General features: G+C 54.2%; 23 protein-coding genes. 5 read left to right on the plus strand and 18 right to left on the minus strand.

The features are described 5' to 3' along the window. Positions 1-20: 20 nt before the first annotated feature. From CYPRO_RS04215 to CYPRO_RS04235, 5 genes are all read right to left on the minus strand, one after another. Positions 21-236 (minus strand): hypothetical protein, encoded by a 216-nt coding sequence (locus CYPRO_RS04215; protein ID WP_124245514.1) that lies wholly within the window; start codon positions 234-236, stop codon positions 21-23. A 363-nt stretch (positions 237-599) separates the two neighbouring features. Further along, complete coding sequence (locus CYPRO_RS04220; RefSeq protein WP_164682524.1) at positions 600-1,526, minus strand: AAA family ATPase; 927 nt, start codon at positions 1,524-1,526, stop codon at positions 600-602. A 121-nt stretch (positions 1,527-1,647) separates the two neighbouring features. Then, positions 1,648-2,595, minus strand: coding sequence for an ADP-ribosylglycohydrolase family protein (locus CYPRO_RS04225; protein ID WP_408625755.1), 948 nt, complete (start codon positions 2,593-2,595; stop codon positions 1,648-1,650). Between the two features lie 70 nt (positions 2,596-2,665). Further along, the gene (locus tag CYPRO_RS04230; RefSeq protein ID WP_114983432.1) at positions 2,666-3,865 is read right to left on the minus strand and encodes an AAA family ATPase; all 1,200 of its coding nucleotides are present in this window, start codon (positions 3,863-3,865) and stop codon (positions 2,666-2,668) included. 449 nt (positions 3,866-4,314) lie between these two features. Then, positions 4,315-5,631: a hypothetical protein gene (locus tag CYPRO_RS04235; protein ID WP_124245515.1), complete on the minus strand. Its 1,317-nt coding sequence runs from the start codon at positions 5,629-5,631 to the stop codon at positions 4,315-4,317. A 430-nt stretch (positions 5,632-6,061) separates the two neighbouring features. On the opposite strand from CYPRO_RS04235, the gene CYPRO_RS04240 reads away from it, so the two are divergent. The 4 genes from CYPRO_RS04240 (at position 6,062) to CYPRO_RS04255 (ending at position 8,713) form a co-directional block, all read left to right on the plus strand. Then, positions 6,062-6,685 (plus strand): hypothetical protein, encoded by a 624-nt coding sequence (locus CYPRO_RS04240; protein WP_124245516.1) that lies wholly within the window; start codon positions 6,062-6,064, stop codon positions 6,683-6,685. A 95-nt stretch (positions 6,686-6,780) separates the two neighbouring features. After that, positions 6,781-7,797, plus strand: a complete 1,017-nt coding sequence (locus CYPRO_RS04245; RefSeq protein WP_114983435.1) for a WCX domain-containing protein — start codon at positions 6,781-6,783, stop codon at positions 7,795-7,797. Positions 7,798-7,848: 51 nt separating this feature from the next. Beyond that, positions 7,849-8,382, plus strand: a complete 534-nt coding sequence (locus tag CYPRO_RS04250) for a hypothetical protein (protein WP_114983436.1) — start codon at positions 7,849-7,851, stop codon at positions 8,380-8,382. 103 nt (positions 8,383-8,485) lie between these two features. After that, positions 8,486-8,713, plus strand: a complete 228-nt coding sequence (locus CYPRO_RS04255) for a hypothetical protein (RefSeq protein ID WP_114983437.1) — start codon at positions 8,486-8,488, stop codon at positions 8,711-8,713. Between the two features lie 167 nt (positions 8,714-8,880). On the opposite strand, the gene CYPRO_RS04260 is transcribed toward CYPRO_RS04255, so the two are convergent. The 3 genes from CYPRO_RS04260 to CYPRO_RS04270 form a co-directional block, all read right to left on the minus strand. Further along, positions 8,881-9,735 carry an enoyl-CoA hydratase/isomerase family protein gene (locus CYPRO_RS04260; protein ID WP_114983438.1) on the minus strand — a complete coding sequence of 285 codons (855 nt, stop codon included), beginning with the start codon at positions 9,733-9,735 and terminating at the stop codon, positions 8,881-8,883. Positions 9,736-10,063: 328 nt separating this feature from the next. Further along, positions 10,064-11,761, minus strand: coding sequence for an alpha/beta hydrolase (locus tag CYPRO_RS04265; RefSeq protein ID WP_114983439.1), 1,698 nt, complete (start codon positions 11,759-11,761; stop codon positions 10,064-10,066). A gap of 274 nt (positions 11,762-12,035) precedes the next feature. Then, positions 12,036-12,422 (minus strand): site-specific integrase, encoded by a 387-nt coding sequence (locus tag CYPRO_RS04270; protein ID WP_114983440.1) that lies wholly within the window; start codon positions 12,420-12,422, stop codon positions 12,036-12,038. A 230-nt stretch (positions 12,423-12,652) separates the two neighbouring features. On the opposite strand from CYPRO_RS04270, the gene CYPRO_RS04275 reads away from it, so the two are divergent. Continuing rightward, positions 12,653-13,384, plus strand: coding sequence for a hypothetical protein (locus CYPRO_RS04275; protein ID WP_124245517.1), 732 nt, complete (start codon positions 12,653-12,655; stop codon positions 13,382-13,384). A gap of 132 nt (positions 13,385-13,516) precedes the next feature. Here the strand turns inward: CYPRO_RS04275 and cysM are convergent, their stop codons facing one another. The 10 genes from cysM to CYPRO_RS04330 form a co-directional block, all read right to left on the minus strand. Beyond that, positions 13,517-14,398: a cysteine synthase CysM gene (cysM, locus tag CYPRO_RS04280; protein ID WP_114983442.1), complete on the minus strand. Its 882-nt coding sequence runs from the start codon at positions 14,396-14,398 to the stop codon at positions 13,517-13,519. Positions 14,399-15,335: 937 nt separating this feature from the next. Beyond that, positions 15,336-16,139 (minus strand): serine O-acetyltransferase, encoded by an 804-nt coding sequence (locus CYPRO_RS04290; protein ID WP_114985692.1) that lies wholly within the window; start codon positions 16,137-16,139, stop codon positions 15,336-15,338. A 49-nt stretch (positions 16,140-16,188) separates the two neighbouring features. Continuing rightward, a complete protein-coding gene (locus CYPRO_RS04295; RefSeq protein ID WP_114983444.1) occupies positions 16,189-16,605 on the minus strand; it encodes an OsmC family protein in 417 nt (138 codons plus the stop codon). Positions 16,606-16,644: 39 nt separating this feature from the next. Then, positions 16,645-17,439 (minus strand): purine-nucleoside phosphorylase, encoded by a 795-nt coding sequence (locus tag CYPRO_RS04300; protein ID WP_164682527.1) that lies wholly within the window; start codon positions 17,437-17,439, stop codon positions 16,645-16,647. Beyond that, positions 17,426-18,226, minus strand: a complete 801-nt coding sequence (locus CYPRO_RS04305; protein WP_114983446.1) for an MBL fold metallo-hydrolase — start codon at positions 18,224-18,226, stop codon at positions 17,426-17,428. Before CYPRO_RS04305 ends, CYPRO_RS04300 begins: the two co-directional genes overlap by 14 nt. Continuing rightward, positions 18,223-19,260, minus strand: a complete 1,038-nt coding sequence (locus tag CYPRO_RS04310) for a PhoH family protein (RefSeq protein WP_114983447.1) — start codon at positions 19,258-19,260, stop codon at positions 18,223-18,225. The genes CYPRO_RS04305 and CYPRO_RS04310 overlap by 4 nt, the downstream gene beginning before the upstream one ends. A gap of 79 nt (positions 19,261-19,339) precedes the next feature. Continuing rightward, positions 19,340-20,053 carry a ribulose-phosphate 3-epimerase gene (gene rpe / locus CYPRO_RS04315; RefSeq protein WP_240644830.1) on the minus strand — a complete coding sequence of 238 codons (714 nt, stop codon included), beginning with the start codon at positions 20,051-20,053 and terminating at the stop codon, positions 19,340-19,342. Between the two features lie 111 nt (positions 20,054-20,164). Further along, positions 20,165-21,022, minus strand: a complete 858-nt coding sequence (locus CYPRO_RS04320; RefSeq protein WP_114983448.1) for a PASTA domain-containing protein — start codon at positions 21,020-21,022, stop codon at positions 20,165-20,167. 66 nt (positions 21,023-21,088) lie between these two features. Next, the gene (locus tag CYPRO_RS04325) at positions 21,089-22,174 is read right to left on the minus strand and encodes a DUF5683 domain-containing protein (RefSeq protein WP_124245518.1); all 1,086 of its coding nucleotides are present in this window, start codon (positions 22,172-22,174) and stop codon (positions 21,089-21,091) included. 231 nt (positions 22,175-22,405) lie between these two features. After that, complete coding sequence (locus CYPRO_RS04330; RefSeq protein WP_240644831.1) at positions 22,406-25,801, minus strand: hypothetical protein; 3,396 nt, start codon at positions 25,799-25,801, stop codon at positions 22,406-22,408. Between the last annotated feature and the right edge of the window lie 28 nt (positions 25,802-25,829).

Raw genomic sequence — 25,829 nt, forward strand, 5'->3', positions numbered from 1 at the left:
AATGATGGAAGCCTCCCCCCCTAATCCATCCACCCCGGTTTGCGCTTTTCCAGAAATGCCTGGAAGCCTTCGAAGCCCCAGGGCCCGTCGAAGATCCGGCGCTGATAGCCGGCTTCGCGGGTGAGGGCGTCCCGGATCTGCTGAAAATGCACTTCTGCAAGGATGCCATCCGGCGCACATATAGTAAGAATGTGCTTGATTCCGGGGACTTCGCCGCCAAGCGGCAGCACTGTCATGAAAGCAATCCCAAACTTGTCGCTTTTCCGGTGAAGCCCTCTCGCAAAGGGAAAATTTCGGCCGGCGAACAAGCTTAGGTAATTTTTTCTCCCTGACTTCTCTGAATATTTGGTTCAGGGTTACTTTCACATTATTATTCCTCATCCGTTCACATTCCCAAACGAGAATTACCTTTTTTCAGGGCCTTCAAATACCTAATCACACCCATCCGTAAAAAGCAATATAATAAAGACCAATATTCCGATGGGTGTTAAAAAAAACTTGATCAATCCTTCAAAAAATTCTGTGATTATATCAAACAGGCTCATTTTTATCTCCGTTTAGTATTTATCATTTTAGTTATTTCAGGTGTTTCCAATACTTCAAAATCCGATCTCGCCGCTGCGGGCAAACTGCCGGCTGATCATTTCCTGCCTGATTTTGATTTTCCGGTAAGATTCACTCAAACTCAGGTCTTCCATATAGGATTTGAGGAAGACTTCCTGCAGGTAGGCGAGGGTTAGTTTTCCGCTGACATCTTTCAGGAAGCCAGAGTTAAGTTCTTTTTCCGGAAAGTCCTGTTCCATTACATGCTCGAACCACTTTATGATGAATTCCGACTGAAAATCTTCCTTATACACCGGGATGATTTCATCAATCCGGGAAGGCCGGTCTATCAGATTGTAGGGGATGCGATCCGGGTGATTCGTGGTGATCATGAACAGCACATTTTCCTTCAGCTTGGGTGAATCCAGCAGGTTCAAAACTTCAGCCAGCGACTTGTCTTTTATCAGTTCATAAAGCTCTTCAATGATGATGATCTTCATCCGGTCGCTCAGAAAAGATGCAAGCGTATCCACGCCCTTCAAAAGTTCTTCGAAGCTGTTCCGGGAGTGTACCCTGATCACAACGGCTTCCTGCTCTTTAATGGCCCGCTCGGCCATTTGGGCAATGAATCTGCTTTTGCCGGTTCCAGGATCTCCGCATAGCAGAAAAGACCTTTTATAATCGAGTTTTTTCTCGTTGTAGAATGCCTTTGAGGCCAGAAATTTATCAACCGATTTTCTCAGGTAAGCAAACGGCTTTACGTACGCTTCCACTTCGAAGTAGTTTTGGGAAATGTACTGCGTCTGCGCTTCTGTGCTGTTTCCGAAGGCGGTTCGGTTGAGGCAAAATTTCCGCGCCTCAGTATCAAAAGCGGGCTCATAAAACCCGGGTGGCAAATAGCGCACAAGTTCGTGATAGTCAAATCCATAGCCGCGGGCTGTTTTTACGATGCCCATCTGTTCGTTTATTCCGGGGTTTTGCATGCGTTCAAAGTAAGCGTTTTTGTTTCGGACCTCGCGGGCCCACCTCTGTTTCCAGTCTGCTTGCATTGATTATTTCCTCCGTTTTCTGTTGCAGGTTGATAGGAGGCCCGCTCTCACAGGCTTACTCAGGTCTTTCCGAGCCACCCTGTACAAGGCCGGTTGCAATGCTATCAAGGGTTTGCGGAAGGGCAAGTTTTGCGAGCCAGGAGCCCGGAATGGCGCTCTTGCCGTAGAAAGCGCCGGCAAGCTGACCGCATACAGCCGCGGTTGTGTCGGCATCATCGCCCAGATTGGCTGCCATCAGCACGGCATCTTTGAAGGAATCCGTGGTAAACAGACACCAAAGGGCAGCTTCGAGGGAATCGACGACATACCCGCTGCCTTTAATTTCTGCCCTGCTTTTCTGCGTGAATCCTCCCTGCTGCAAGTCGGTGAGTCGTCCTGTTGATCTGAGGCTGATTTTGCCGAGCGTAACGAGCATCTTTTCCCTGCTGCTGCCGGAAGCAAGGTGCCACAAGGCGGATGCCATCAGTTCACAGCCATCGAGGCACTCGGGTGCGCCGTGTGTCGTGCGGGAGCTTTCGGCAGCGTATCTGCGACAGACTTCCTCCCCCTGCCCGTGGAAGTACATCACAACCGGTGCAAGCCGCATGATGCTGCCGTTTCCGGCACTGTACGGATCGGTTGAACCAGCATAAGGCTCGTTAAGCGCCTCAAATTTCTGCAGGCTCCGGAGGGTGGTGATGCCGATATCGAAACAGCGCCCGGTACTGCTGAGGTGACCTTCACTATGCCAGCGCAGATAGCGCCTCATTTGGTCAGCCGGGTCAAAGCCCTTACATGCAATCAGGCTTTCCCCCAGGCATAGCGCCATCGAGGTATCGTCGGTCCATGCACCGGGCGGAAGCCCGAAAGGGCCGCCCCCAACAATATCGGTTAGCGGGGGATTGCTGTCCCGCGCGGTAAATTCAAGGGTTGTTCCCAGCGCATCTCCGGCAGCAAGGCCAAAGAGCATTCCGGTGAGTTTGTCGTGAAATGGTGTGGTGTTTTGAGAGCGGGTATTCATGATGGTTTTCTGGTTTTGATGCAGGTTAGTGTTGAAACTTGTGGTGCCGGAGAGATGCGTTTGGTACTGGGGTTCAGCCGAAGCCGAGTTCACGCTTTTCTGCAAAGTTGTTTTTCACGAGCTTGATGCGGTGTTCGAGGTACCCGTAGGCTTCATGCGGCTGTATTCCTTTCATCCGGGAGAGCAGGAAGAGCTCTTTGAGGTAGGCGGGGGTCATTTTAGCCGAATACCACGCGTGATGCTTTTCGCTTTCCGGCAATTCCTGACCGGTTACGTGTTTATACCAGGCTTCCTGAAAGCCCGGGAGGTTTTCGCGGCCAGCTTCTTCGAGTACATCGATGCGGCTTGGCCGGTCGGTAAGGTTCTTGGGCACCCGATCGGGGTTGTTGGTTGTCATCAGGTAAATGACGTTGTTTCGAAGAATGGCATTGTCGAGGAAATTGAGCAGGCTACTGTTGCCACGATAGGAGCTCATTTCTGCCAGCTCCTCAATAATGAAGATTTTCAGGCGGTCGGCCAGATGCGTTTCAAGGAGAACCAGTCCTTTATCGACAACCAGTTCCAACTGAAAACGGGAGTCAATGCGAATTACAACTGCTTTATGCATCTGAATAAGCTGCTTGCAGAGGTTATCTATGAATCTGGACTTTCCTGTGCCCGGTTCTCCGAACAGCAGTACGGACCTGCGGTAGCCGAGCCTGTTCTCGACAAATATGCGGCGGTTTTGGAGAAATTCGCTGATGGCTTCAGATACCCGTTTCAGGCCGGGATTGTATTTTTCGAGCGGGAAATACCCCTCGCTGAGGTAATCACCCCTTTCAAGCCGGTTCAGACTGCTCAGCGCAGTTGCGGTCACCGAATGTTTGTCGCTCATTCTGCTATGAACCGGGTTAGCAGGCGTACGACTACTTTGCTGCGTTATGCGCTCCATCTCTTCCATAAAAGCAAGATCCTCGAGCTCAATTTGCTCGATAAATGAGTCGAACTCTGCATTTCCCGCTGCCTGAGCGTCCTGTTCGGCCTCATCCCTAATGCGGTTGTTCCGGTGCATTTCAAGCAAGGCCTGCCGCCTGAACGGATCTATGCGTGTGAGGACAAAGTTGCCTTCATCGGACCGGTCGGGCAGGTAAAGGCCTGCCGGAAACTCACTGTAAGCCAGCTCTTTGGGGAAGGCAATATGTGAGCCGTAGTCGATATAGTAGCGTGCAATGTGCTGCGGCATGCGGTCAATTGTATTGGGCACAGAAGGATTGGAAATAGTATTTGCTGACATAGTTCTCCGGATTAAGAATGAAAGGGTGAGGTGAAATGCAGGTCTGAAAAGCTCTGCTCGTTGTCCGGATAAGTTCAGCACCTTATTTTACTCTGTTGGTAATTGTCTTGCGCTACTATGCTTGTTTGCAGAAGTGGCGTAAGATTAAACTGAAGATGTCTTAGGCCTGCTTATCCATTTCGCTCACAGAAGGTAGAACCAGAAGATTCCTGAAACGGTAATTATTTGGCAGTCGTCTAAAGCCCTTTTGTATGCAGCATCTTATACCCCTCAAAATTAAAGCGGGGGACTTAGGGCTTCGCGTACTCCACCCGCTGCTACTGCCCCCCCCCGATTTTCATACCCCGCGTACGGGAAAAAGTAATTTCGCGCAGGAATAGAATAAGCTGGCGGTTGGCCGATGTTTATCCGGCCAGCGACAGCATCAATCCTTTAAAACAAGCCGTCCGTTATTTTCCTCTAATCCATGAGCGCAGCAATGCGGATGTCTTCTCATCTTTCGGATATTCTGCAACTGTGGGATCAGCGCCACATGCAGTTGCTGCTTTTTGAATATGATCAGAAACCTGCTGACCACTAACAACCCCCCGCCTTACGAGCCATGTTCCGATAGTAGTGGTGAGTTTTTCAGTGCTGCCTGTCTCTGTGAGCAGTAATGGCCCTGAACCTTCTTTGTGCTTTCGGTCAATCTCATCAAGAAGGGCTTGCAAGCCAGGTTCATCTAATGGAGTTTGTTCCGTATTAATTTCCTGGACCCTCGGCGGAGCCATAGCGGGACTCTCTTTTTCAGCTGAGCAGTCGCGGGCGGCGAAAAGTCCTGGTACAAGCCAGAAAGCCCCCCGTACTGGTACTGGTATTCCTCCGAATTCATCTTTATGTAAATAAATTGCAGCCCCAAGCCCTGCTGTATAGCTGCGGTCCTGCCGGCCAAGATAAGATAACCTAACCGGCAGCGGCAGGAAATCAGGAAAGTGCCGTGGCGGCAGGTCTGCAACCACAAAACGTGCCTTCTTTAAAAGCTTTGGCCGGAGAAACTCCTGCCCATTGGGCATTCCAATTAAGAAAAAGCCGGAAATCGTTGAATTTATAATATGTGTCTGCCGCGGTGAACCGGCTTCAAACCATGCTGCAAGATCATTAAAATCACAATTAACATAAATCGCCTTCGCGTAGCCTGCCATGCCCTGCTGTTCAACCTTTAGCACCATTTTCACAACATCCGTTTCTTTCCCTGCAAGAAGCTGCTGTTTCTCCCTGAGCACCTCCATCACGATCACACGGTCAAATCCGGACTCAATCCAGCCTTGCTTGTAAGCGGGCTCGCTGCAATAAATCCCGGTATTTTTATCATAGAGCACATAACCCGGCTTCAGTTTATAAAAAAAAGCAGCTACCTGTTCACTATTGTCACACATCAGCAATTCTGACCTCGTCCAGTAAGTATAGAGGCTTTGGAGGAGCGCAGGCGCTTCTTTGGCCAAAGTGAGTTCAGATAATAAGGGGGAAAAATCAGTTCCGCTTCCCGGATAAACAATATAGTTGTCTGTGGTTGGTAGTTGCAGCATGGAGCTTTGAAGGTGTGCGGTATGTGTGTCCAAATTTTGTTGAATTTTAAATATACGTGTTTTATGCGTGCCATAGCGACAGTTATCAGGGGAGGGGCGAGCTCCGGTCGTATTGGGTTCACCATTGACCGCATCGGTGCTTTGGCTGAGTAGCGGTGTTGTGGGTTTTAGGATTTTCAGACGGTCTTTTTCTTTTTCCATATTTCCGGTAGTAAGATTTATTAAAACGAACAGTATCAACAAAGCCCTGCAGGGCGTACCTGCGGGCACTGCAGCTTGTTGCATGAGCTGAGCTAATCTACATCAGTGAAAATCCGCTTTGCGACAAGATGGGGCAGACCAGAAAAAAGTGCGCTTTTCACGATATAAACGCATGTTTACTAATTTGGTAAATAAATAAAATGCCTTTTTGGGTATTTGGAAGGGTCTTTGGTTGGAATTGATTTTATATTTACCAAAATAGTTTGTATATTTGTTTGGTTTGAATGAGCAGCTGAAAGAAACAGTTTTATTTTGCTGTTTTGCTCACGTGATGGCATCCCGCCGAGATTTTTCGGTGTTTTCTGATTTGGTAATTATACCCGCCCGCCTTCCTTTTTTATTCAAAAGTTCCAAACCTCAGGCAAGTATTATGACTATTGATACATACTTCAAAACTACTTTCAACGCTGATTTTCAAAAGCTGACCTTCCGTCGTGTTGCTTTGCGCAGCCGAAACAACTCCGGTGCACTCCAGCCTGGTCTTATCTTCGGAGGCCGTCATTGGCGCAACATGCGTCAGGACCTGAGCGCAGTACCCAAAGAAAACCGGGAGTTGTTTCTCTGGTGTCTGTTCCTGCTCAGTCTGACCGACCAAACCATCTTTGCCCATTTCGGGCACATCTACCCGCAATGGTCGCGTGTTACCAACCTGCCCAAGTTTGCCTGTTTCGGATGTTGTAACCGTATACAAAACCCGTTTCACATCCTTGAGAGACCCGTACATGATCCCGCCGGCGGCAGACTGCTCCGGCTGCCGATTGCACGTTCCCGCATACCCGAAGCCGTGAGCACCTACCTCCGTATGCTTGAAAGCTCCTCTCCTGCCCACCTTGAAAACCTTGCAATAAACGACTTCGCAAACGCAACGATAGCCGATCCGGATTTTCATTTCGGGCATGGCATGCTTGCAAGAGCCTTTCGTGAGGAATTCGCCGTACAGCTGGGGTTTGCAAGTCGCTGCGAACCCGCTGCGGCCCCGGAAGCTGCTGCCTGATCCGGATCGAAGCAGCGGACTTTCCCCTCAGGTCCGCTGTTTCTTTATCAGCTCTCCGGTCAATTAAATCCCCTCAAACGTTAAAACCCAATACCATGGATCTTCACGCGCTACGTTTTTATATCATTGAAAGAATTCTGAAAGATGAGCCTAAGAATGGTTTTACACACGAGCAGCTCCACAATGAAATGGAAACTATTTTTGACGAAGTTTCTGATAAATCCGTGCGCACCATTCTGAATGGTCTGGAGGAATCAGGTATTCTGCGCACACACAAAGAGGGTAAGGTTAAACACTATTTTTTGGATCGCAGTAGCATGATGTCGATTGATCCCGAGCATGCTTGCGAAATCTACAACAACGAGTATATCGTTATAGCCTCCGTTTTTAGCGCAATGCTAAACGAACTCTACGCCACAGATCTCAACCATGCAGCCAATGCCTTCCAAAAACAGCTTGGCTATGTCATCAATATCCCGGATGCACGTATCAAAATTGACAGCATCAGCCAGAATATAATGTTTGATGTGCTTGGACTTCGAAAACTCACAAGGGGGCACACCTCTGCTTTGGTGCAGCTGCTTCAGAAAACAGGACACAAAACTGAAATCGAGCTTTCTGATGGCAGTACGCGCAGCTTTGTGCCCTATGTACTTGTACTGCGTAATACCGTACCTGTTCTGTGCGGTTACGATGCGGAAAGCCACACCTACAGTGAGCTTTTTCCGGATGAAATTGTTCGGGTCAAAAAAATCGGACGGCTTTATGAGGCTACACTGCCTGATGCAAGCGAAAGGGCCAGGCTCGATATCGCCCATCTTGCGGTCGGGCGCCCATCCGCCAGTCAGACTGAAGATATTGTCCTCGAGCTCGATGATGAAGCTATTGCCCGCCTTCAGGCCAAACCAATGACAATTGATTTTGAACTTGTACCGAAGGAAAATAAACTCTTCATCTGTCACGCCATCACTACGGATTTGGCAGATTGGATCATTGGTCTGGGTAGTGGGGTAAAGGTCATAGAGCCCTTTGAAATGCGTGAACGGGTAAAACAACGCCTTCTTGAACTGCTTACAGCGTACGAAAGCAGCGATATTCAGGTGGCCTCCTGATTTTACCAGGCTAAAAACAAGAACTAGACCCTTAAACAAGATCCAAATTTTATGAGCGCCCTCCGATTCCAGCTTACCATTGATACCGATACCGTCCTCATATCCCAATCCCCAGCCGGAAAGAAAAGCCGGGTGAGCCTTACAAACCTTGACCAAAGCAGTGTGGAACAGCTTGTAAGGGGTATCGAAGATGCCGGCCTCACTGAAACCATACTCGCTCAGCTGGCAACAAACAGCAACAGCAATGCAGTAAATGCATCATCTGAAACAGAGACAAGGCTTCTGAATTATACCGTTTATCTGGGGCTCAGCGGTGAAGATTCGAAAAGCACCCCCGAACAATCAGAAAAAACGACCGAAAAGATTTCATCAATCCTGAATGACATTCCGGAAATAGACGGGTTCACTATCTCCCGCGCAACCGGCAACTATCGCGGTGACACAGAAGACGTATGGCTCATTCATCTTGCCGTTGAACACCCTGATATCTCCCGTAAATGTGCCCGCGCAATAAAGAAATCTTTTGGTCAGCGTGCCGTAGGGCTGACGCTTAACGGCCTTTATGCCCGCCTCCAAGATTTGTAATTCAGTCGGCCCCGAAAACACTTCGATTCCCTAAAAAGTAAACAGCCCGGGCTATTCTTCTTACCGTTCATTTATATAATTCACACTAACATAAGGTACCCGTATGACACTGAAAGAAAAGCAGGAAATTTATTTCAAAAAATTTGGTCAGGATGCGCCTGTACCACCAGAGCACATTCTTGATGTCGTAATCAGAGATGACTATGAGGAACGCCGTAAGGCCATAATCGAAAACAACCCAGGCCTTGTAGAGCGCTTAACACAACAACTCCTGAACAGCAGGGAAAATCCGCTTGACCCAAACGATCCTTTCTGGAAGAAATACGACTGAGCTGTGCCTGCATCCGTGCGTAATCATTGTAATTCCTGACCAAAAAACCTTGCCGACTGATAGCGCAGTAATTAAGGGGACATAGAAAATTCAACTGAACAAACGGACGTAAATGTCAAAGCACGGGCAGCGTTACTCACGGATGCAGGATTAAAATTGCCCCCCCTCTAATCCATCCACCCAGGCTTGCGTTTTTCCAGAAATGCCTGGAAGCCTTCGAAGCCCCAGGGGCCGTCGAAGATCCGGCGCTGATAGCCGGCTTCGCGGGTGAGGGCGTCTTCGTAGGTGCCGCCCGCGCCTTCGTGAATGGCGCGCTTGCCGAAGCGGAGGGCGTCCGGGTTTTGCTGCGAGAGTTTCGCCGCAAACGCGAGTGCCTGTGTGAGGAATTCGCTTTGCCGGCTGACTTCCTCACTGCCGGAGGACTCCTCTCCGGATGATACCCCGCTGCCGAGCACGCGGTTCACCAGACCCCAATGCAGGGCGGTCGGGGCATCGACCGTTTCGCCGGTGAAAATCATCTCCTTGGCGCGGGCTTCGCCGATCAGGCGCGGCAGCATCCACGTGCCGCCGCCGTCGGGGATGAGCCCCACCCGGATGAACAATTCCGCGAACCCGGCCTGAGGCGAAGCGAGCCGGAGGTCGCAGGCGAGCGCGAGGTCGAGACCGATGCCCGCCGCCATGCCATCCACCGCGGCAATGACAGGCAGCTTCAGGTTGCGGATGGTGCGCAGGGCCGGACCGTAGCTTTCTAGCAGAATCTGCATGGCTTTTTCCGGGGTGAGGCGGGCCTGAAGCGCACTTTTGATGTCGGCCCCGCTGCAAAAGGCGCCCCCGGTGCCGGTCAGCAGCACGACCCGAATTTCGGGATGGGCTTCCGCCGTGAGCAGCGCCTCGCGGAGCTGATTCATGGTATCGGCATCGACCGCGTTCCGGATTTCGGGCCGGTTGAGCGTAAGCAGCGCCACGCGCCCGCGGGTTTCGGAGATCAGTTTGGGCGTCGTTTCGGATGTTGAAGCAGACATAAGCAGGATATTTTTGAGGGATGAAGGATAAAGAGGTTATCCTGCATTTTACTAAAAATCCGGCAGATTAATGGTGTTAAGCAGAGACGCAATGCCTTGCGTCTCTACGCCGGAATACGACCCCAATTTTTCAATTGCCAAATCCCAAATCACGTCCGCCCCTTTTTTTGAACAGGATTTTTATGATTGATCAGATGTTCAAGATGGCTTCCAATTTTCACCATGCCATTCGCAAGAACCTATGCCAAACACCGGCCCCGGGATGGTTAAATCTTCGTGGCAATTTTGTCCGGCCTGAGCCGGGATTGTGCTTTGCGCGTTGCGCAAATCAGGGACGACCGCTGCCGGTGATGTCACGCCAGCCACGGAAATAAGCCCGCAGGGCGTCGGTTTCTGCCGTTGTACGACCTGCGCTGCCGGTGAGCGCGAGCCAGGAATCGAAATAATGATCGGCGGCGTATTGGTGTCCGAAGCCGCGGGGTGCCGTGCCCGCTGCCATATCGGCGAGCAGCTGCAACATGGTCACAACCGGATACCAGCGCAGGCTTTCGCTAACATCCGGACCGCGGGGCGCCTGTAGCCAGGCAGGTTCCCGGAAAAGGAAGCCGGGCGCGAAAAATACTACCGGGTCGCTCGCATACTGCAGCATGGCTATGCGGAAAGGGCCCCAATCTGAATCGAAATGCTCATTCCCGAGTCCGCCGTCCTGATTGGCGAAGCGCACGACCGTACCGTCACGAAAACGCGGTTTCCAGTAGGGCGAGCCGGATTCCCGCTGTTGCGTTACCGAGAGCCAGGTCTGCGAGCGGAAGGGCGGACCGCTCCAGAACACCCCGTGGAAGGGATCGTGAATGATGTCGAAGAGGTCGAAGGAGCGGTCGGAATTGAGGGCGCCCAGGCTGAGACCGTGCAGGTAAAGACGCGGCCGGCTGTCCGGGTCAAGGGTCGTCCAGTATCCGTAAATTTTACGGAACAGCGTGCGGGCGACTTCTTCTCCCGGTTCGCTGTCCACAAGCAGGGAGAGGAAGCTCGGCAGGTAGGAATATTGCAGCGAAACGGAGGCAACATCGCCGTGGTGCAGGTACTCAAGCGGGGCGACCGAGTGCGGATCTACCCAGCCGGTGCCGGTGGGCGTCACAATCACGAGCAGCTTCCGCGAAAAGGCGTCGAGACGGATGAGCTCCTGAAGGGCAAGGCGGGCCCGCTTTTCTACGTCGTCAGAGGCATTCATGCCCACATACACCCGAACGGGCGCGCGAACAGGCTGTTCGGATAGCGCGGCAATGGCAGCGGAATCAGGGGTTTCGTGCAGGAAGCGGCGGCCCTGAAAGCCCATGTCTTCCCAATTAAGCAGCGAAGCGCTACTGCCGGTGCGCATGGGATCGGTGGGCTGTTCGAACTCGGCGTCCATGTAGGCGTCAACCCGCTGATACACCGAATCGGCAGAGCGCAGGATGATGGTGAGCATGATGCCGTCAATGAGGGCCCAAAACACGAGAAAAGCACCAAGGAGACCCGCGGCTACGGAAACCCTGCGCGGCATAAAGCGCTGAAAGCGGTGTTTGAACTTTTGGTTGACCCAGTGAAACAGCCGGAAGATGAACAGGCTCAGCAAAAAAGTAAACAGCGCTACGGCAACGCTAAGCAGCGGACGCAGCTGATGTTCAGCTTCCAGTTCCATCAAAGCACGGATGTCTTGCTGCCAGTCGCCGGAGTACCAGAAGGAAATGCCCGCAACCGTGAGAAATGCGGTGCCGGTGATGGCCTGAAAAATGATGAGCGGTCTTCCGGTAAAGCGGGGCAGCTCGAGGTAGCGCCAAAAGCGCGCACCGCCTACACCGATACCGTAGCCGGCAGCAAACGAAAAACCCGAAACGAGACCCTGAAAAAAGGCGGGGCGGGGCAGCAGACTGGGCGTGAGCGAAAGCGCCAGGAAAAAGGTGCCGACAAGTATGCCGGTAGTGGAAAGGGAGCGGATGAGATAGCCGGCTGCCCGCTGTGGTGCGGTCGTATCGGGGGAGGTCATGAAGGAAACTTGGAAGAGATCAGGGATCTGAAGCCCATGGGGCCACTTCACAAGATAGGACTATTCAGGCACAATTACGGGGCGCTTCAGGTGCGGCAGTGGTTTTTGTCCGCTTTTTTGCCGTTTCCAACGCAGGATATAAGATGTGCTACAGGTTACAGCTTCACCGGTGACTGGTCTGAAACAGCGGCACCGTAAATCGGGGAATGCTTAAAAGTCTGCGTTTCTTTCCGCTGTAACGGTACACATCTTCGGGTGAACCTAATGATTTGTTTTACACGGAGAGTCCCGCACGCGCTCGTTGCTTAGACTTCTGCGGTCGGGCCTTTTGCCGTGATGGGGTTTCCGTTTCCAGCATGACCGGGTGCGGACTGTGGATGGGATGCTGTTCATCGGTGATTACAAAATCGGTTTTACCTAAAACATTACGGTACAGATACAGAATGGCCGACTCGCACTGATTGAGCTTATAGCGTTTCAGGCCATGGTAATGACGCAGGGCGTGCAGATAGAGCCGGATTTCAGCGTCGCTCAGGCTTAGCGGATGGCGCTTGTAGTGGAAATGAATGAGGTCTGAAATCCAGCCTTTGTACTGCCGGATGGTACGCTCGGAGTAGTGCTCGGACTCCATCAGAAGTCTCAGGTGGGTAAGCAATTTCATAAGAGGAAATGACGCATTAGCTGCGAAAGCGCGAAAGTATGATTGGGAATCTCAGCCGATTTCGGTATCAATAGCGGCCTGATAAAAGCCTGATCCGTGACCGGGACATCTCTTATGAGTGTTAAGCGCGCAAAACCTTACAGTTTTTTTGAAATCTTTTTCGTGCAGCGGTCGGAAAACCCTATTTTTTGGGGACTTGCATTTTCATGAAAACACAGGGAAATTCCGAAATGAAACAAAAGGTATTTCAGGGCATAGCGCTCCTTTTCACCTTGCTGATCTTTTCACAGTGCGATACGGTCAGCCCTTATACAGCCATGGAACCGGATGAAGCGCAGCTCAGAGAAGCTTCTGATTTTCTTCTCTGGCTCAGCCCCGAACTTGATGCCGAAGCCATTGCAGAACAGAAGCCTGAAGTTGCGCGGATGTTTCTGCAGATGCGCGAGCGTTTTGGTCTGCGGGATGCGCGTGTCGAACAGCGTTTCCGGCTGCCCTGGAATCCGCGGGTCATTTTGGTACAGCTCAATATTGCGGATTTACACCTTTATAACGAAACCGGGGCCTTCCCCTGGGACGATCACCCGGAGCTCGAGCTGCCGCAGCGCGTTCAGAAGTTTAATGTGGGGATAGAGTTCTTCACGCTCTCCTTCAACAGAGATATCAACCCGTATGAGATGTGCAGGTCGTATTTGGCTGTGGAAGGCGTTGCCCGCTGCGACGTAAGCTTCACGGGGAGCCGGCATGGTGAATTTGCTCCTGTGCTCGTTCAGTCCGGCCCGCATGAGCGTCTCACGTTTTGGTTCGGCGCCGGAGAAGGCGAAAACAATACGGTTGCGCGGGTAGCGGTTCAGAATCAGGTGTACCGCTTTGATACAAGGAAAGCGGATTATGAAAAGCTGGACATGCTGCAGGAACAGTTCCGGCTGAAAGGAAGAACCGGATCACCACGCGCGGAGCTTTAAACCGGATTCAGCTTTGTCTGTTTTGGGAAAGCGGTTGTATTTGTATTTCGCTAAAATTGAACCCTGTATCACATGCCTGATGCAGCTTCGCAGGCATGTATGAATAGTCTGTTGAAAAGATCTGAGCTGATTTCAGATCTGAAACAGCGGTGAACTAAGGTAGCGGTCGCCGCGGTCGCAGGTGATGCAGACAATCAGCCCTTCATCGAGCTCAATGGCGAGCTTCATGGCTGCCTGCAAGGCGCCACCACTACTCATCCCGGCAAGAATTCCTTCTTCTTTGGCAAGGCGGCGGGTCATGCGCGTTGCTTCGGCTTCGCTTACATCAATGATGCGGTCCACGCGGGCGGGTTCGTAGATGGCGGGCAGGAATTCGGGTGACCACCGCCGTATTCCCGGGATGGATGAGCCCGCTTTGGGCTGCGTGCCGATGATCTGAACGGCTTCACTTTGCTCCTTTAAGTATCGTGAGACGCCCATAATGGTGCCGGTAGTGCCCATGCTCGAAACAAAATGCGTGACCTTGCCGTCTGTATCCCGCCAGATTTCGGGACCTGTGGTGCGGTAGTGCATGAGGAAGTTGTCGGCATTGGCAAACTGATTGAGCTGTGTCCAGCCGTTTTCTTTTGCGAGCGCTTCCGCGTGGGTGCGCGAATACTCAATGGTGCCTTCAGCCGGCGTCAGAATAACTTTTGCGCCATAAGCTTTCATGGTTTGAACCCGCTCAGCCGTGGAGTTTTCGGGCATAACCAGAACCATGCTGAGTCCCTTCAGGCGGGCGATCATGGCAAGTGCGATACCCGTATTGCCGCTCGTAGCTTCAATCAGGGTATCGCCCGGCTTCACTTCACCCCGTTCCAAAGCCCCGGAAATCATGCCGAGTGCTGCCCGATCCTTGACCGAGCCGCCCGGGTTCTGCCCTTCAAGCTTGCAGAAAATCCGGACGCTCTTTTTTACAGGTATGCGCTGAAGCTCAACGAGGGGGGTGTTGCCTATGAGGTTTTCGATGTGCATGGGTTGGAAATGAAAATGGGTTTGTTACGGGCTGTACGCCCGGCCCCGCGTGCGCGCCTACGGCGCTTGCGGGAGGTTGAATGGTGATCGTGCGGTGCGATTTCTACGAAGAATACACCGCTACGCGGCTGGTCGCTTGCATTTGCATTAGTGCGTATTGAAATCCGGATGCAATGCATATCATCCTGTACATTATACAAATCCTGTTTAAAAAAAAGGTGGAGGTGATTTGGGATTCGGCAATGTAAAATTGGGGTCGTGTCCCTGCATGGTAGAGACGAAATGCTTTGCGTCTCTGTGCCTCGGCTGTGGCGGGATTATTACGGGCTGTACGCCCGCCCCCGCATGCGCGCCTTAGGCGCTCGCGGGAGGTGGAATGGTGGGGTGTGATGCATTTTCTATAAACATGCAACCCCTTCAGGGTTGATCCGGTGCCGAACCAGGTTGTGATGTCGGAACATTGATTTTTAGAATGGACGAGCTTTTTGCGGATTAATTCATTCTACGCTTGAACACGGTTCACTAAACAAGGTGGAAATAATCGGGGAACCCTAAAGGTTTTGCCCGCATGCGTTAAAGGAGTCAGTTACCTTCCCACAATCATCCTGTCTATCCTGCAAATCCTAAAAATCCTGTTCAAAAAAAGAGCGGCCATGATTTGGGATTAGGTAATTGAGAATTTCTGATAAAAACAACAAACTGATGCGTTTTGTTTTCGGATGAGGCTTCAAACGAGTTTTTCCAATGCCCGCGATGATACTTCATCTCAGCGGAAGGGGGGCTTGAAATGTGTTTTCGGCAGCTGATCAGGGTTTCTATAAAATCGTCGGAATATATCACAACAAAAATGTTAGCCGGCAGTGAACTCAGGTTGACTTATTATCTGAATTTTAATTCAAAGAATAAATATCTGTTCACACCTTCCCTGAAAATCCCCCTACCCGCTTACTTCTTCGCCGTGGCCCCGGTAGTAGATTTTGGAGTGCGGGGCTACGCTTTCTGTTATCCACACATTGCCGCCGATGACGCTGTGATCTCCTACGGCGGTTTGCCCCCCGAGAATGGTTGCGCCGGCGTAAATCACAACATGATTGCCGATGTCAGGGTGTCGTTTTTTGGAGGCGTCTTCTTTGCGCACGCTCAGCGCGCCGAGGGTGACCCCCTGATAGATTTTGACGTGCTCACCTATGCGGGTCGTTTCGCCAATCACAATGCCGGTGCCGTGATCAATGCAGAAATGCCGGCCGATGCGCGCGGAAGGGTGAATGTCGATGCCGGTTTTGCTGTGTGCATTGGAGGCGATGATGCGCGCGATCAGGTGAAGCCCTTTTTCGGTGAGGCAGTGCGCGATGCGGTGGGATGCAATGGCATAGAAACCGGGGTAGGTGCGTACTACTTCGGTCAGGCTTTTTGCTGCCGGATCGCCATCATACATGGCCTGAATGTCTTCAAGAAGCATGTCGCGGATTTCCGGCAAACTCCCGAAGAAATGCCGGAGTATGGCGTCATCTTCCGAGGCAATGCGGTTGAGCCGCCGGGAAAGAATGTAGCGGAAGTCCGTTTCCAGCTTGCTGTAGGCCGCGCGAAAGGCGTCTTCGTCGGAGTAGGTTTTCGTGCTGGTATCGGGGAAGAGGAAGCCGAGCAAGCGGTTGAAGAAATCGGCTACGAGGGCCGGTGAGGGACAGCGGGCCGCTTGCTGATGCTCGCGGAACAGGGTTTCGAGAAAGGCGTCGGAGGACATCTTGTTATTGGAATAAAGAAAAAGCCGGATCGCCCGGCTGATGCGGGGTTTAGTCTTCAAAGATAACATCCCAGCCGACGGGGATGTTCGGATCCAGGCTTGCCCCGACAGAACAGTACTTTTCGACCGCGAGACTCACGGCCCGCCGCGCTTTTTCCTGGTTCAGCGCGCCTTTGAGGGTAAACACCAGCTGAATATCGGTGAAAGGCTTCACATCTTTGCCTTCACCGCGCCTGCCCCGCGCACTTACGCGCACGTCTTCCAGCGGCTCGCGCTGTTTTTTGAGGATGGCTACGATGTCGAACACACTGCAGGATGCGACAGCGGTAAGCAACAGCTCCATCGGGCGCATGCCTTTGCCTTCGCCCCCAATAGCTGCAGAGCCGTCAATTTGTACGGTGTTGCCGTCTGCGTTCGAGGCTTCAAAATGGACGTTGTCGTTGCGTCTGTGTAGGGTGATTTCCATGATTCGTTTTTTTAAGATTGGGGAGGGGAACAGCCTGCATTACAGCTCGGTCTGAATCAGCCGGCTGACGAGGCGGCCAAAGTCTTCCTTCCGGTTTTCGGCGGTTTCCTTGACTTCGCTGTGATCGAGTTTGCCGGTGCTTACGCCGGTCGCCATATTGGTTACCAGGGTGATGCCGATGGTGAGTATGCCCAGGCGTGTGGCTTCAGCCAGCTCGGGAGCCGTGCTCATGCCGACGACATCGGCGCCCATGATGCGGAAGGCGCGGATCTCGGCCTTGGTTTCGTAGGTCGGACCGCTTACGTACAGGTAGGTGCCGTGCTGCAGTACGATGCCTTCGTCGGTCGCAAGCTGGAGGATGCGGCTGCGCAGGGGGACATTGTCAAAGCGGCGCGTTGCTTTTGGCGTGCCGCGCAGTCCGTAGCTCAGGTTCGGTCCCATGCAGTCGGTAATCAGCAAGAGGTCTCCCACCTGCAAACGTCCGCTGATGCCGCCTGCCGCGTTGCTGATAATCAGTTTCGGAATGCCCAGCCGGTGCGTGATGTGCACGAGGGCGAGCGTCACTTCCATAGGGTAGCCTTCATAGCTGTGGAAGCGTCCGCCGAAGGCCAGCACTTTTTTGGTGCCGATGGTGCCGTAGTGAATGGTTCCGGCATGACCTGCAACACTAACCGTCGGCATGCCGGGTAGTGTTGCATAAGGAATGTCCAGGCGGTTTTCCAAAAGTGTGGCAAAATCTCCCAGTCCCGATCCCAGAATTACGGCGGCGTCAGCGCCTTCAATCCCATGTTTTTTTAGTCCTTCGAGTATGGACTCAAGTTTAACCTGCTTCATAATGAGGCGCTGTATTCGTGATTTGATACCCCTTCTCGTCATCATAGCCGGAAAGCCGGAACAGGGGGTGAACCGTATCGTGATAGGCCATGAGGATGGCGTTTTCCTTGTAAGCCCGTTTCTGAATTTCTTCCCGCAGCTGCATGCTGCGCTTGCCGTCGTAGTCGTATTTGGCCGCATAGCGCCGGTTTACGGCACCGCGCGTTCCGAGCACATCCCCGGCCATAAGCAAAAGCTGATCCTGAAGGCGGATTTCTGTCATGCGGCTGAATTCGGTATGTCCGCCAATGCAGTAGCTGCGCACGTACTCGTTGATCTGCACATCGTCGTCCATCAGCTCGAGATCGGCGCGGGCTTCTATAAAATTGACAAACTCGGCATGCGGTACTTCTTCATCGGAGGTTTGCTGCATTTTCGCCCACTCCTTTTCCGAGGCCCAGATGGTTGCGTCGGGAAAGGTCAGCTCCCAGTAGCCGTTGGTTTGGTGCGCAAGGCCGCCGATGTGATCGTAGTGCAGGTGACTGCAAATGACATCGGTGATGTCGCGCTCGCTCAGGTCCAGCTGATCCAGGTTGTTGAGGAGGATGGCCGTGTGGTTTTCCAGCCCAAAGGTGCCGAGACCGCAGTCGAGGAGCATGTTGCGGTCGGGCGTCTGAATCAAAAAGGGGTTGAGCGCAATTTTGAGGGAGGCTTTGCGCGGCGGATCACCCGGGGCGATACGCCGGAATTCTTTGTCCCATCCGACCGAAAATACCCCTTCATGCAGCGGAATCACTTTATAACTCATGTCAGTGGCTTGGTCTGTTCCTGCTTTTGGGAGGCCGCACGTTCCTGCTCCGCTTTTTTGAGGCGGGCTTCTTCCTTCTGTTCGTGCCGCTCGTAGGCCGAAATAATCTGCCGGATCAGCTTGTGCCGCACCACATCGCGCTGATCGAGGTACACAAACTCGATCCCTTCAATGTTCTGGAGAATATGCTGAATGGAAATCAGGCCCGATTGCTTGAGCCGCGGCAGGTCGGTTTGGGTGATGTCCCCTGTGATAATGGCCCGCGAATTGAAGCCGAGGCGGGTCAGGAACATCTTCATCTGCATGTTGGTCGCGTTCTGCGCTTCATCCAGAATCACGAAGGCGTTGTTGAGGGTGCGGCCGCGCATGTAGGCGAGCGGGGCGATTTCAATCACGTTTTTGGTCATGTTGAGATCGAGCCGGTCTTTATCGATCATCTCTTCGAGCGCGTCGTAGAGCGGACGCAGGTAGGGATCGATTTTGTCTTTGAGGCCGCCCGGCAGAAATCCCAGGTTTTCGCCCGCTTCCACGGCGGGACGCACGAGCACAATTTTTTTGACTTTTTTCTCTTTCAGGGCCTTTACCGCAATGGCAACCGAGGTGTAGGTTTTTCCGGTACCGGCGGGGCCAATCGCAAAAACGATGTCGTTTTTGGCGGAAGCTTCCACTATGCGCTTTTGGTTCGGCGTTTTGGCGCGGACAACTTCGCCGGTGTGCGTGCGCACAATGGTTTCGCCGTCTTCGGGAGTGGGGGCGTTGTCATCGGCGAGGCGTTCCCCCAGCTTCATATTGAGGAGGGTGCTCACGTCCTGATCGGTTACGGCCTTGTTGCGGATGGCCAGCCGGATGAGCCGGTTCACCAGGTCGTTGATTTCGGCGAAGTCTTCGCTCGAGCCCGAAATTTTGATTTTATTCCCGCGCGCTGAAAGGGTTGCGCCGGGATAGGCTTGTTCGATTTTTCTGAGGATACGATCCTGAATGCCAAATACGAGCACAGGTTCCACATCCTTAATTTCAATGGTTTGTTCTATCAATGGGCAGGGGAAAAGGGATTTATGAAGAGGGGTGAATCAGGATGAAATCAGCGCTTCGGGTGAATCATTCCAACCTACGCTATGCGAGGTCGGTGCTGCCGATAATGGTCTTCTGCGTGAGCCGCTGAATGCGCTCCTTCCGGTCCTGCGCGCCAAAAACGCTGCTGCCGCACACGATGATGTCGGTGCCCGCACGGGCAATTATCTCCGCATTGTCCACCCCCGCGCCGCCATCGATCTCGATGAGGAAGTTCAGCCCCATCTGCCGGCGCCAGGCTGCGAGCCGCTGTATTTTCGGAATGCTTGCTTTGATGAAGGCCTGACCGCCAAAGCCGGGGTTCACGCTCATCACGCACACCAGGTCAACTTCGGGCAACAGCTCTTCGATTTGGGTGAGGGGCGTGCCGGGGTTGATGGCTACGCCGGCATACAGCCCCATAGCTTTGATGGCATTCAGGGTGCGGTGCGCGTGCGGATCGGCTTCCGCGTGAATGGTGATAAGATCAGCGCCGGCTTTCTGAAAGGCTTCGAGGTAGAGCGCGGGCTTTTCAATCATCAGGTGTGTGTCGAGGAAGGCTTCCGGGGCACTGCGACGGGCGGCTTCCACGATCATCGGCCCGAAACTGATGTTGGGCACAAAGTGACCGTCCATCACATCGCAGTGTATCCATTTGATACCTGTTGCGGTGCAGCTTTCGATTTCGGCGCCCAGTTGGGTGTAGTCAGCGGCCAGGATGGAGGGCGCGATGGTTGGGAATGCGTAGGTGTTATGCAGCGGGTGCCGAAGGTTCACGGGGTGTTTTTTTAGGGTGATGGTTGCTGAGCCCCGACGAGCGTCTGAGGCAGCTCAGGCCCGGGGCGGGAGGCGTTGAAGAGCGGGTGATTCAGCGCGTATCTGCGGCGCTTATTCATCGCGGTCGTTGTCGGTTTCGGGGATGATGAGGCTGTCCGGCACGGCGCGTCCGAGGTCGGTATCGTCATCGATTTGTACCCCGCGCTCTTCGGCTTCCTGCAGGTCTGCGAGCTCTGAAACGACCAGATCAATGCGCTCGCCTTCAAAAAGGGAATCCGCGTCTGCCGGGCTGAATGATATGACCATGTTGGGATCCATGTCGGCTGCCGGCTGAAAGACGATCTGACCTACGCGAAGCCCGTTCTGCCGGATTTCCCGCTGCGCAATCGCAAGGCGCTTGCCGACGATTTCAGGCACCGCGACTTTATTCATCCCCAGGCCGTCGCTTACCACGAGGTTTACCGGCGTGCCCCTGCGGACAGATTCGCCGGCTTCAATGCTTTGCCCCATTACAATATTGGGGAAGCGGGAGGAAACATATTCCACAAAACCGGCTTCCAGCCCCTGACTTTGCAGCTGAATCTGCGCATTCCGCAGGGAGATGTTCTGTACGTCCGGCACGGTAACCATGGGCGTCTCGGAGGCATTGACCGTGAGATAGATTTTCCGGCTTGGTTTTACGAGGCTGTTGCCGCGCGGGGCCTGATCGAGAACAAAGTCCGGCGGGAAGGCTTCATTTGAGCGGCGGTCGATAATTTCGTAGCGCAGCCCGGCTTGTTGCAGCTTCAGGATGGCGTCATCATAGGCAACACGCGTCACATCCGGTACAGTAACGCCCTGATTGTATTTGGTATAGGCCGGCATGATGACCCGGTCCATGAGTAAAAGTAAAAGGACGCCGGACAGGATGAGGATTAAAAATCCGATGTACAGTCTTTTATCGGTGAGAAGGTCTTTAAAGGCGGACATGAATAGTGGTTTTGAAAAGGGGCTGAAGGGCTGCCGGATACAGCCTTTCGGCGAACGTCAAAGATACTAAAAATTGAAGGATAGTTGAACGGAGGGGTTGCCGCCTGCGGTGAGGGAAGCCGAAGTTTCGAGCTGCCGGCGGTGCATGCGCAGCTGAGAAACAAAAAAGGCGTCGAAAGCCGAGAAAACGTGGTTCGCAATCAGAAGCATGCCCATATTGCGGGAAAAGCGGAGCGCGTCATTGAATTCCTCTTCAAGGGCGGCATGGAAGCGCCAGCTCGGCGGCATATCGGCCACGCCCCCGTCCACGATATTGATGTCGCGGTTCCAGTCGCGCCAGCCGGGGGCAAACTGAAAGTATTTGCTCGGCAGCTCGTAGTACTGCTGCGAGCCGTATGGGTTGACTACGTGCGAAAGCGGGCGCCCCGTTACGCGGGAGAGGGTGCCGAACTCGAACTCATTGAGGCGTGCCAGGTCAATCATGGCCCAGTCAATATCGGTGTTGAAGGTCGCCCGAACGAAGCCGTTGTCGCGCAGCACCTGCATGCCTTCCGGGGTGAGGACATCTTCCAGGCGCATATCGAGCTGCGTGTACTGTACCAGGAATTGCGCGTACTGCACGACGCTCCAGTGCGCGTCGGCGAAGTCGTTATACTGCTGCTGTTTCCGGTCGCCAATGCGCCGCTGATCGACCATAAGGTAGAAGGCCCCGATTTCAATGCCTGCAAAAACGGCGGTTTTCCACCACTGCTGATTTGCGGCCTGCCCCAGACCGGGTACGAGGGCCGAGCTGAGGAAGGCAAGGCCGGGGGTTTCGGCTATGGTGCGCATGAAGCCGCGCGGACTTGCTGAGGCAAAGCCGGTTTCGGCGGCGGTGCGTTCACGCAGGTGCATGCCCAGTTCGTGCCAGGCCTGCTGCCCGGCGGCGTCGTAGCGCAGCCTGAGTTGCGGTTGCCCGGTCTCGCTGCCCTGAAGCCAGTGATCGAGCTCGTGCTGCGTCAGTTCGCTTGTCAGGCTGTGTGCTGTGGCCTGCAATTGTGCCGTGACCGGGCTGCCAAATTGTGCCTGCACTGCCGCAGGGAACAGGGCTGACCATGCGGCTGCTGTAAACAGCACTAGCAAGGCAGAAAAGGAAAAACGGGCTTCTGACATGATGTATCCGGTTTTGATGGGAAGTTGAAACAGGAATTTATGAATTGTGCAGGAGGCTGGCCTGCGTTTGGTTTGCTGCTGCTGCTGCGGGTTTCGAGAAAAGGCCCGGAACCAGCTTGTGCCCCAAAAAGCAAGGCGCCTGTGCCGCGCAACGCCCTGCCAATCTCGCTTTGCACCATTGATGTTCACGGAGTTTACCCAAATAAAAAAAGAGCGGGAAAACCCGGGACCTTAGAGTTCGAAATCGAACAACAGACCGAAGTTAATGAGTACTTCACCGCCGAAGCGGACGGTTTCGCGCTGATCGGCACTTACGAAGCCTTCGGGAACGCGCAGGTCGAACTGATTGAGGCCGTAGGCGCCGCTGATGAAGAAGCGGCTCGGGAACAGGTAAAAGGACTGAATGTTGACGCGCAGCTCGGCACCGATTCCGGTTTTGAGGTTGTCGCCGATGTCGAGGGGGCCGCCCCAGCCGTTGCCGGTTTCGGCGAAGAAGCGCGCGAAGACTTTGTCGAGGGTGAAGGCGCCGCGCTGCCGGTTGATGTTGGTGAACAGCGGCTGCATGACGGAGAATTGGGCGAAGGCCGTGCGGTTGCCGCCCAGGGCGAAGAAGGGGTAGCTGCGCATGCCGTCAAAGCCGCCGATGTAGTCGAGGAAGAAGTATTCGTCGGGGTCGTCGAAGTAGGAGAACAGGCGGGTGCGCAGCTGCATGACGCGGTTGAGCGGACCGAGGAAGCCGTAGCGGGCGTCGAGCTCGACGGAGTGATTGCGGTAGGTGTTGTACACGGGGATGAGCGTGCCGTCGCGGATTTCGTAGCGATCGAGGAGGCGCCCCGGCTGATAGTTGTAGCGGATGTGCCCGCGGAAGCCGATCGGGGAGATGTCGCCGTGCCGCCAGGGCAGGTAGGCGTCCACCACGTAGGCGGCGGTGAGGGTGTTGCCGATGAAGTAGCGCGCCGTGGAGCCGGGCACAAAATCGTTGAATTCGTTCGAGAAAAAGGACTGCGTTGAGACGCGGTAGGGCGTGTGGTGCCAGCCGACCTGCACCAGGCTGAAGCGGTTGAGCTTGCTGTACAGGTTGATTTCGGCCTGCCAGATGTCGTAGGCGATGTCGATGGCGGTCGTATCCGGCAGACAGGCGGTGCAGGGGAATTCTTCGATTTCGAGGCCGTTGCGGACGTTACGGCGCAGGTTGTAGAGGCCGATTTCGACGGTTGGCGACCAGTGCCGCTCGATGAAGGGCAGGCCGGTGTATTCGGCAATCAGGAAGAGGTCGCGGTCGAGATCAACCAGGCGGCCGGGGCGGAAAAATTCGTTTACGGTGTCGGCGTCGCGGGAAGCCGGTCCCACAAGGAGTCCGCCGAAGAGGGAGATTCGGTCCAGCATTTCCCGCGAGCTCATGTAGAACCCGACTTTGGCGTCCCGGAGGATGTTGCGGCCCAGGTCTCCGAAGTTTCCGGCCTTGACCAGCGAGCTGTTGCGGCCAAACTCCTGCGAGTAGTTGTCGAAGCGGATGGTTGGCAGGAAGCTGAAGGAGATGAAGGTGTCTTCGTAGGAGATGAACTCGCGGCGGTCTGATTGTCCGCGGGTTTCGAGTTCGAACACGTGCGGGTCGCGGCGGACCTGCGCGTAGGTTTCCGCAGAAAACGGCGTGATGTCGGTGTCGTCGAAGGTGTTGAGCGGGCTCAGGTCACGGGCGCGTGGACGGGGGCCGAAGGCAGGCCGCGCAGCAAGGTCGTGACGCTGATTGTGGGTCAACAGGGTCTCCACATCGGCACGGCGGATTTTGTAGCCGGTTGACGTGAATTCCGAGTAGAGCAAGGCGCCCGCTTCATTGACGTGCGGCTGGAAGGCCCCGCCAATTACATCGGTGAGCTGCACCAGCGGTCCGCCCTGTTCGAGATCATAGCGGTAGATGTCGAATTTGTGGTTGAAGTCGGCGGCGAGGTAGAGGAAGCGGCCGTCCGGACTCACAAAGGGATCGCGGATGTCGGTATCCGGCACTTGCAGGATGACTTCGTGCGGGCCCGGCGTTTGGGCGTTGAAGCGTACGATGTAGCGGCCCCGGCTGTGATCGCCTTTGGCTGCGAAAAGCTGCGTGCCATCGGGTGACCATACGGGGTTGAAGAGCTGTTCGCTTTGGTCGAAGGCGCTCAGCTGTTGGGTGTCGCCGGTCTCAGGATCAATAATGACAAGGTTGAGGGTGCCGTCGAAGAGCTGCAGGGCGGCAATGCGGCTGCCGTCGGGCGACCATGCGGGTTCGTGCAGCCGGGCGTCGCGGGTGAGCTGTTCGGTCCGGCGGGTTTCCGTATTGAAGAGGTAGAGGTCGCCGTAGGTTTCGCCGAAGCGATTTTGTTCGATGAAGCTGTATGCGACCTGCGCGCCGTCGGGCGAAAAGGTGTAGCCGCTACTGATCCGGCTGATGAGCGGGCGCGAGTACATGCCGCAGCTGTGCCGGAATGCGCCGCCCTGTGTTTCGCCCTGAAGCCGGGGGGCACCGACGAGCTCGCTTGCGTCTCCGTTTTCGTCCAGCACAATGAGAGCGGTTCGGGGGAAGTCAAAAAACTGATTGCTGAGAAAAGCTACGTTTCCGTCGGGCGTGAACGCGGGCTGCAGGTTGATGAAGCCGAGGTCGTACACCGGTTCGGCGGGACTTTCGTGTATGTGCGCTGCGAAGTCGGTGTAGGCCGTGCGCAGGCTGTCAACCCATTGCTGATAGAGTTCTTCGCCGGGAATGCCGGTCGCGCGGCGCATGGCCCCGCGGATGTCGCGGCTGTTGGCCAGCTGCCGGGTGATTTCAGCAATGACGTCTTCGCCGAAGCGGTCGGCGAGGTGCTGTGTGAAGGCAAAGCCCTGATTGTAGGAAAGCTCCCGCTCCATGCTGTTTTTGGAGGCAAAGTGCCCTTTTTCGACCAGGCCAAGCTCGTTGCCGTCGAGTATGCGGGTGCGCAACATCATGTCGCGGTGACTGTCCCAGTAGTCGTAGAGCAAGCCTTCGGTCATGTACTGCGCGGTGCCTTCCGCAAACCAGGCAGGCACATTCACGCTTGAAATCGGGAAGCTGACGATACCGGAGGGGTAGCCGTAAAGCACGTCGGGGCGCCGTACGTTTTCGTAGGAAAGCCACTGCAGGTAGGTGATGGGCCGCGTGCGGCTGCCGCGCATGGACGCCTGAATCTGAACAATGTGCACAAGTTCGTGCGTGATCACGTTGCGCAGCCAGTTGTTGGTGCCGCGGAAGGGGGTATCGAGGGAGGGCAGCCAGATCTCAATTTTGTTGTCGAAAAAGTAGGCCGCGCCGTTGGAGTAGTCTTCCCGGTCGATGAGCACAATGCTGAGCGGGATGTCGGGCTCATAGTCGTACAGCTCGGTGACGTCTGTCCACACTTCTTCAGCTATGCGGGAGATGACACGTGCCGGGCGGTCGTTGCCTTCCTGAAAGTGAATGAGGAAGTGATCGCTCGTAATCGTGTACCAGTCCAGGTGATTGTGCGGGTAGTTGAGAAAAGCCGGTCGCTGTTGTGCCTGCAGGTGCTGTGAAGCGCCTGCCCCCATGAACAGCAACAGAATCAGGGTCAGCTGTTGCAGAAAAGGGACGGGGTTTGGGCGGGAGGAAGTTCGGTTCATGCGGTTGGAAAACGGAGTGAAGGGGCGG

The organism is Cyclonatronum proteinivorum (genome assembly GCF_003353065.1).
Lineage (GTDB): Bacteria > Bacteroidota > Rhodothermia > Balneolales > Cyclonatronaceae > Cyclonatronum > Cyclonatronum proteinivorum.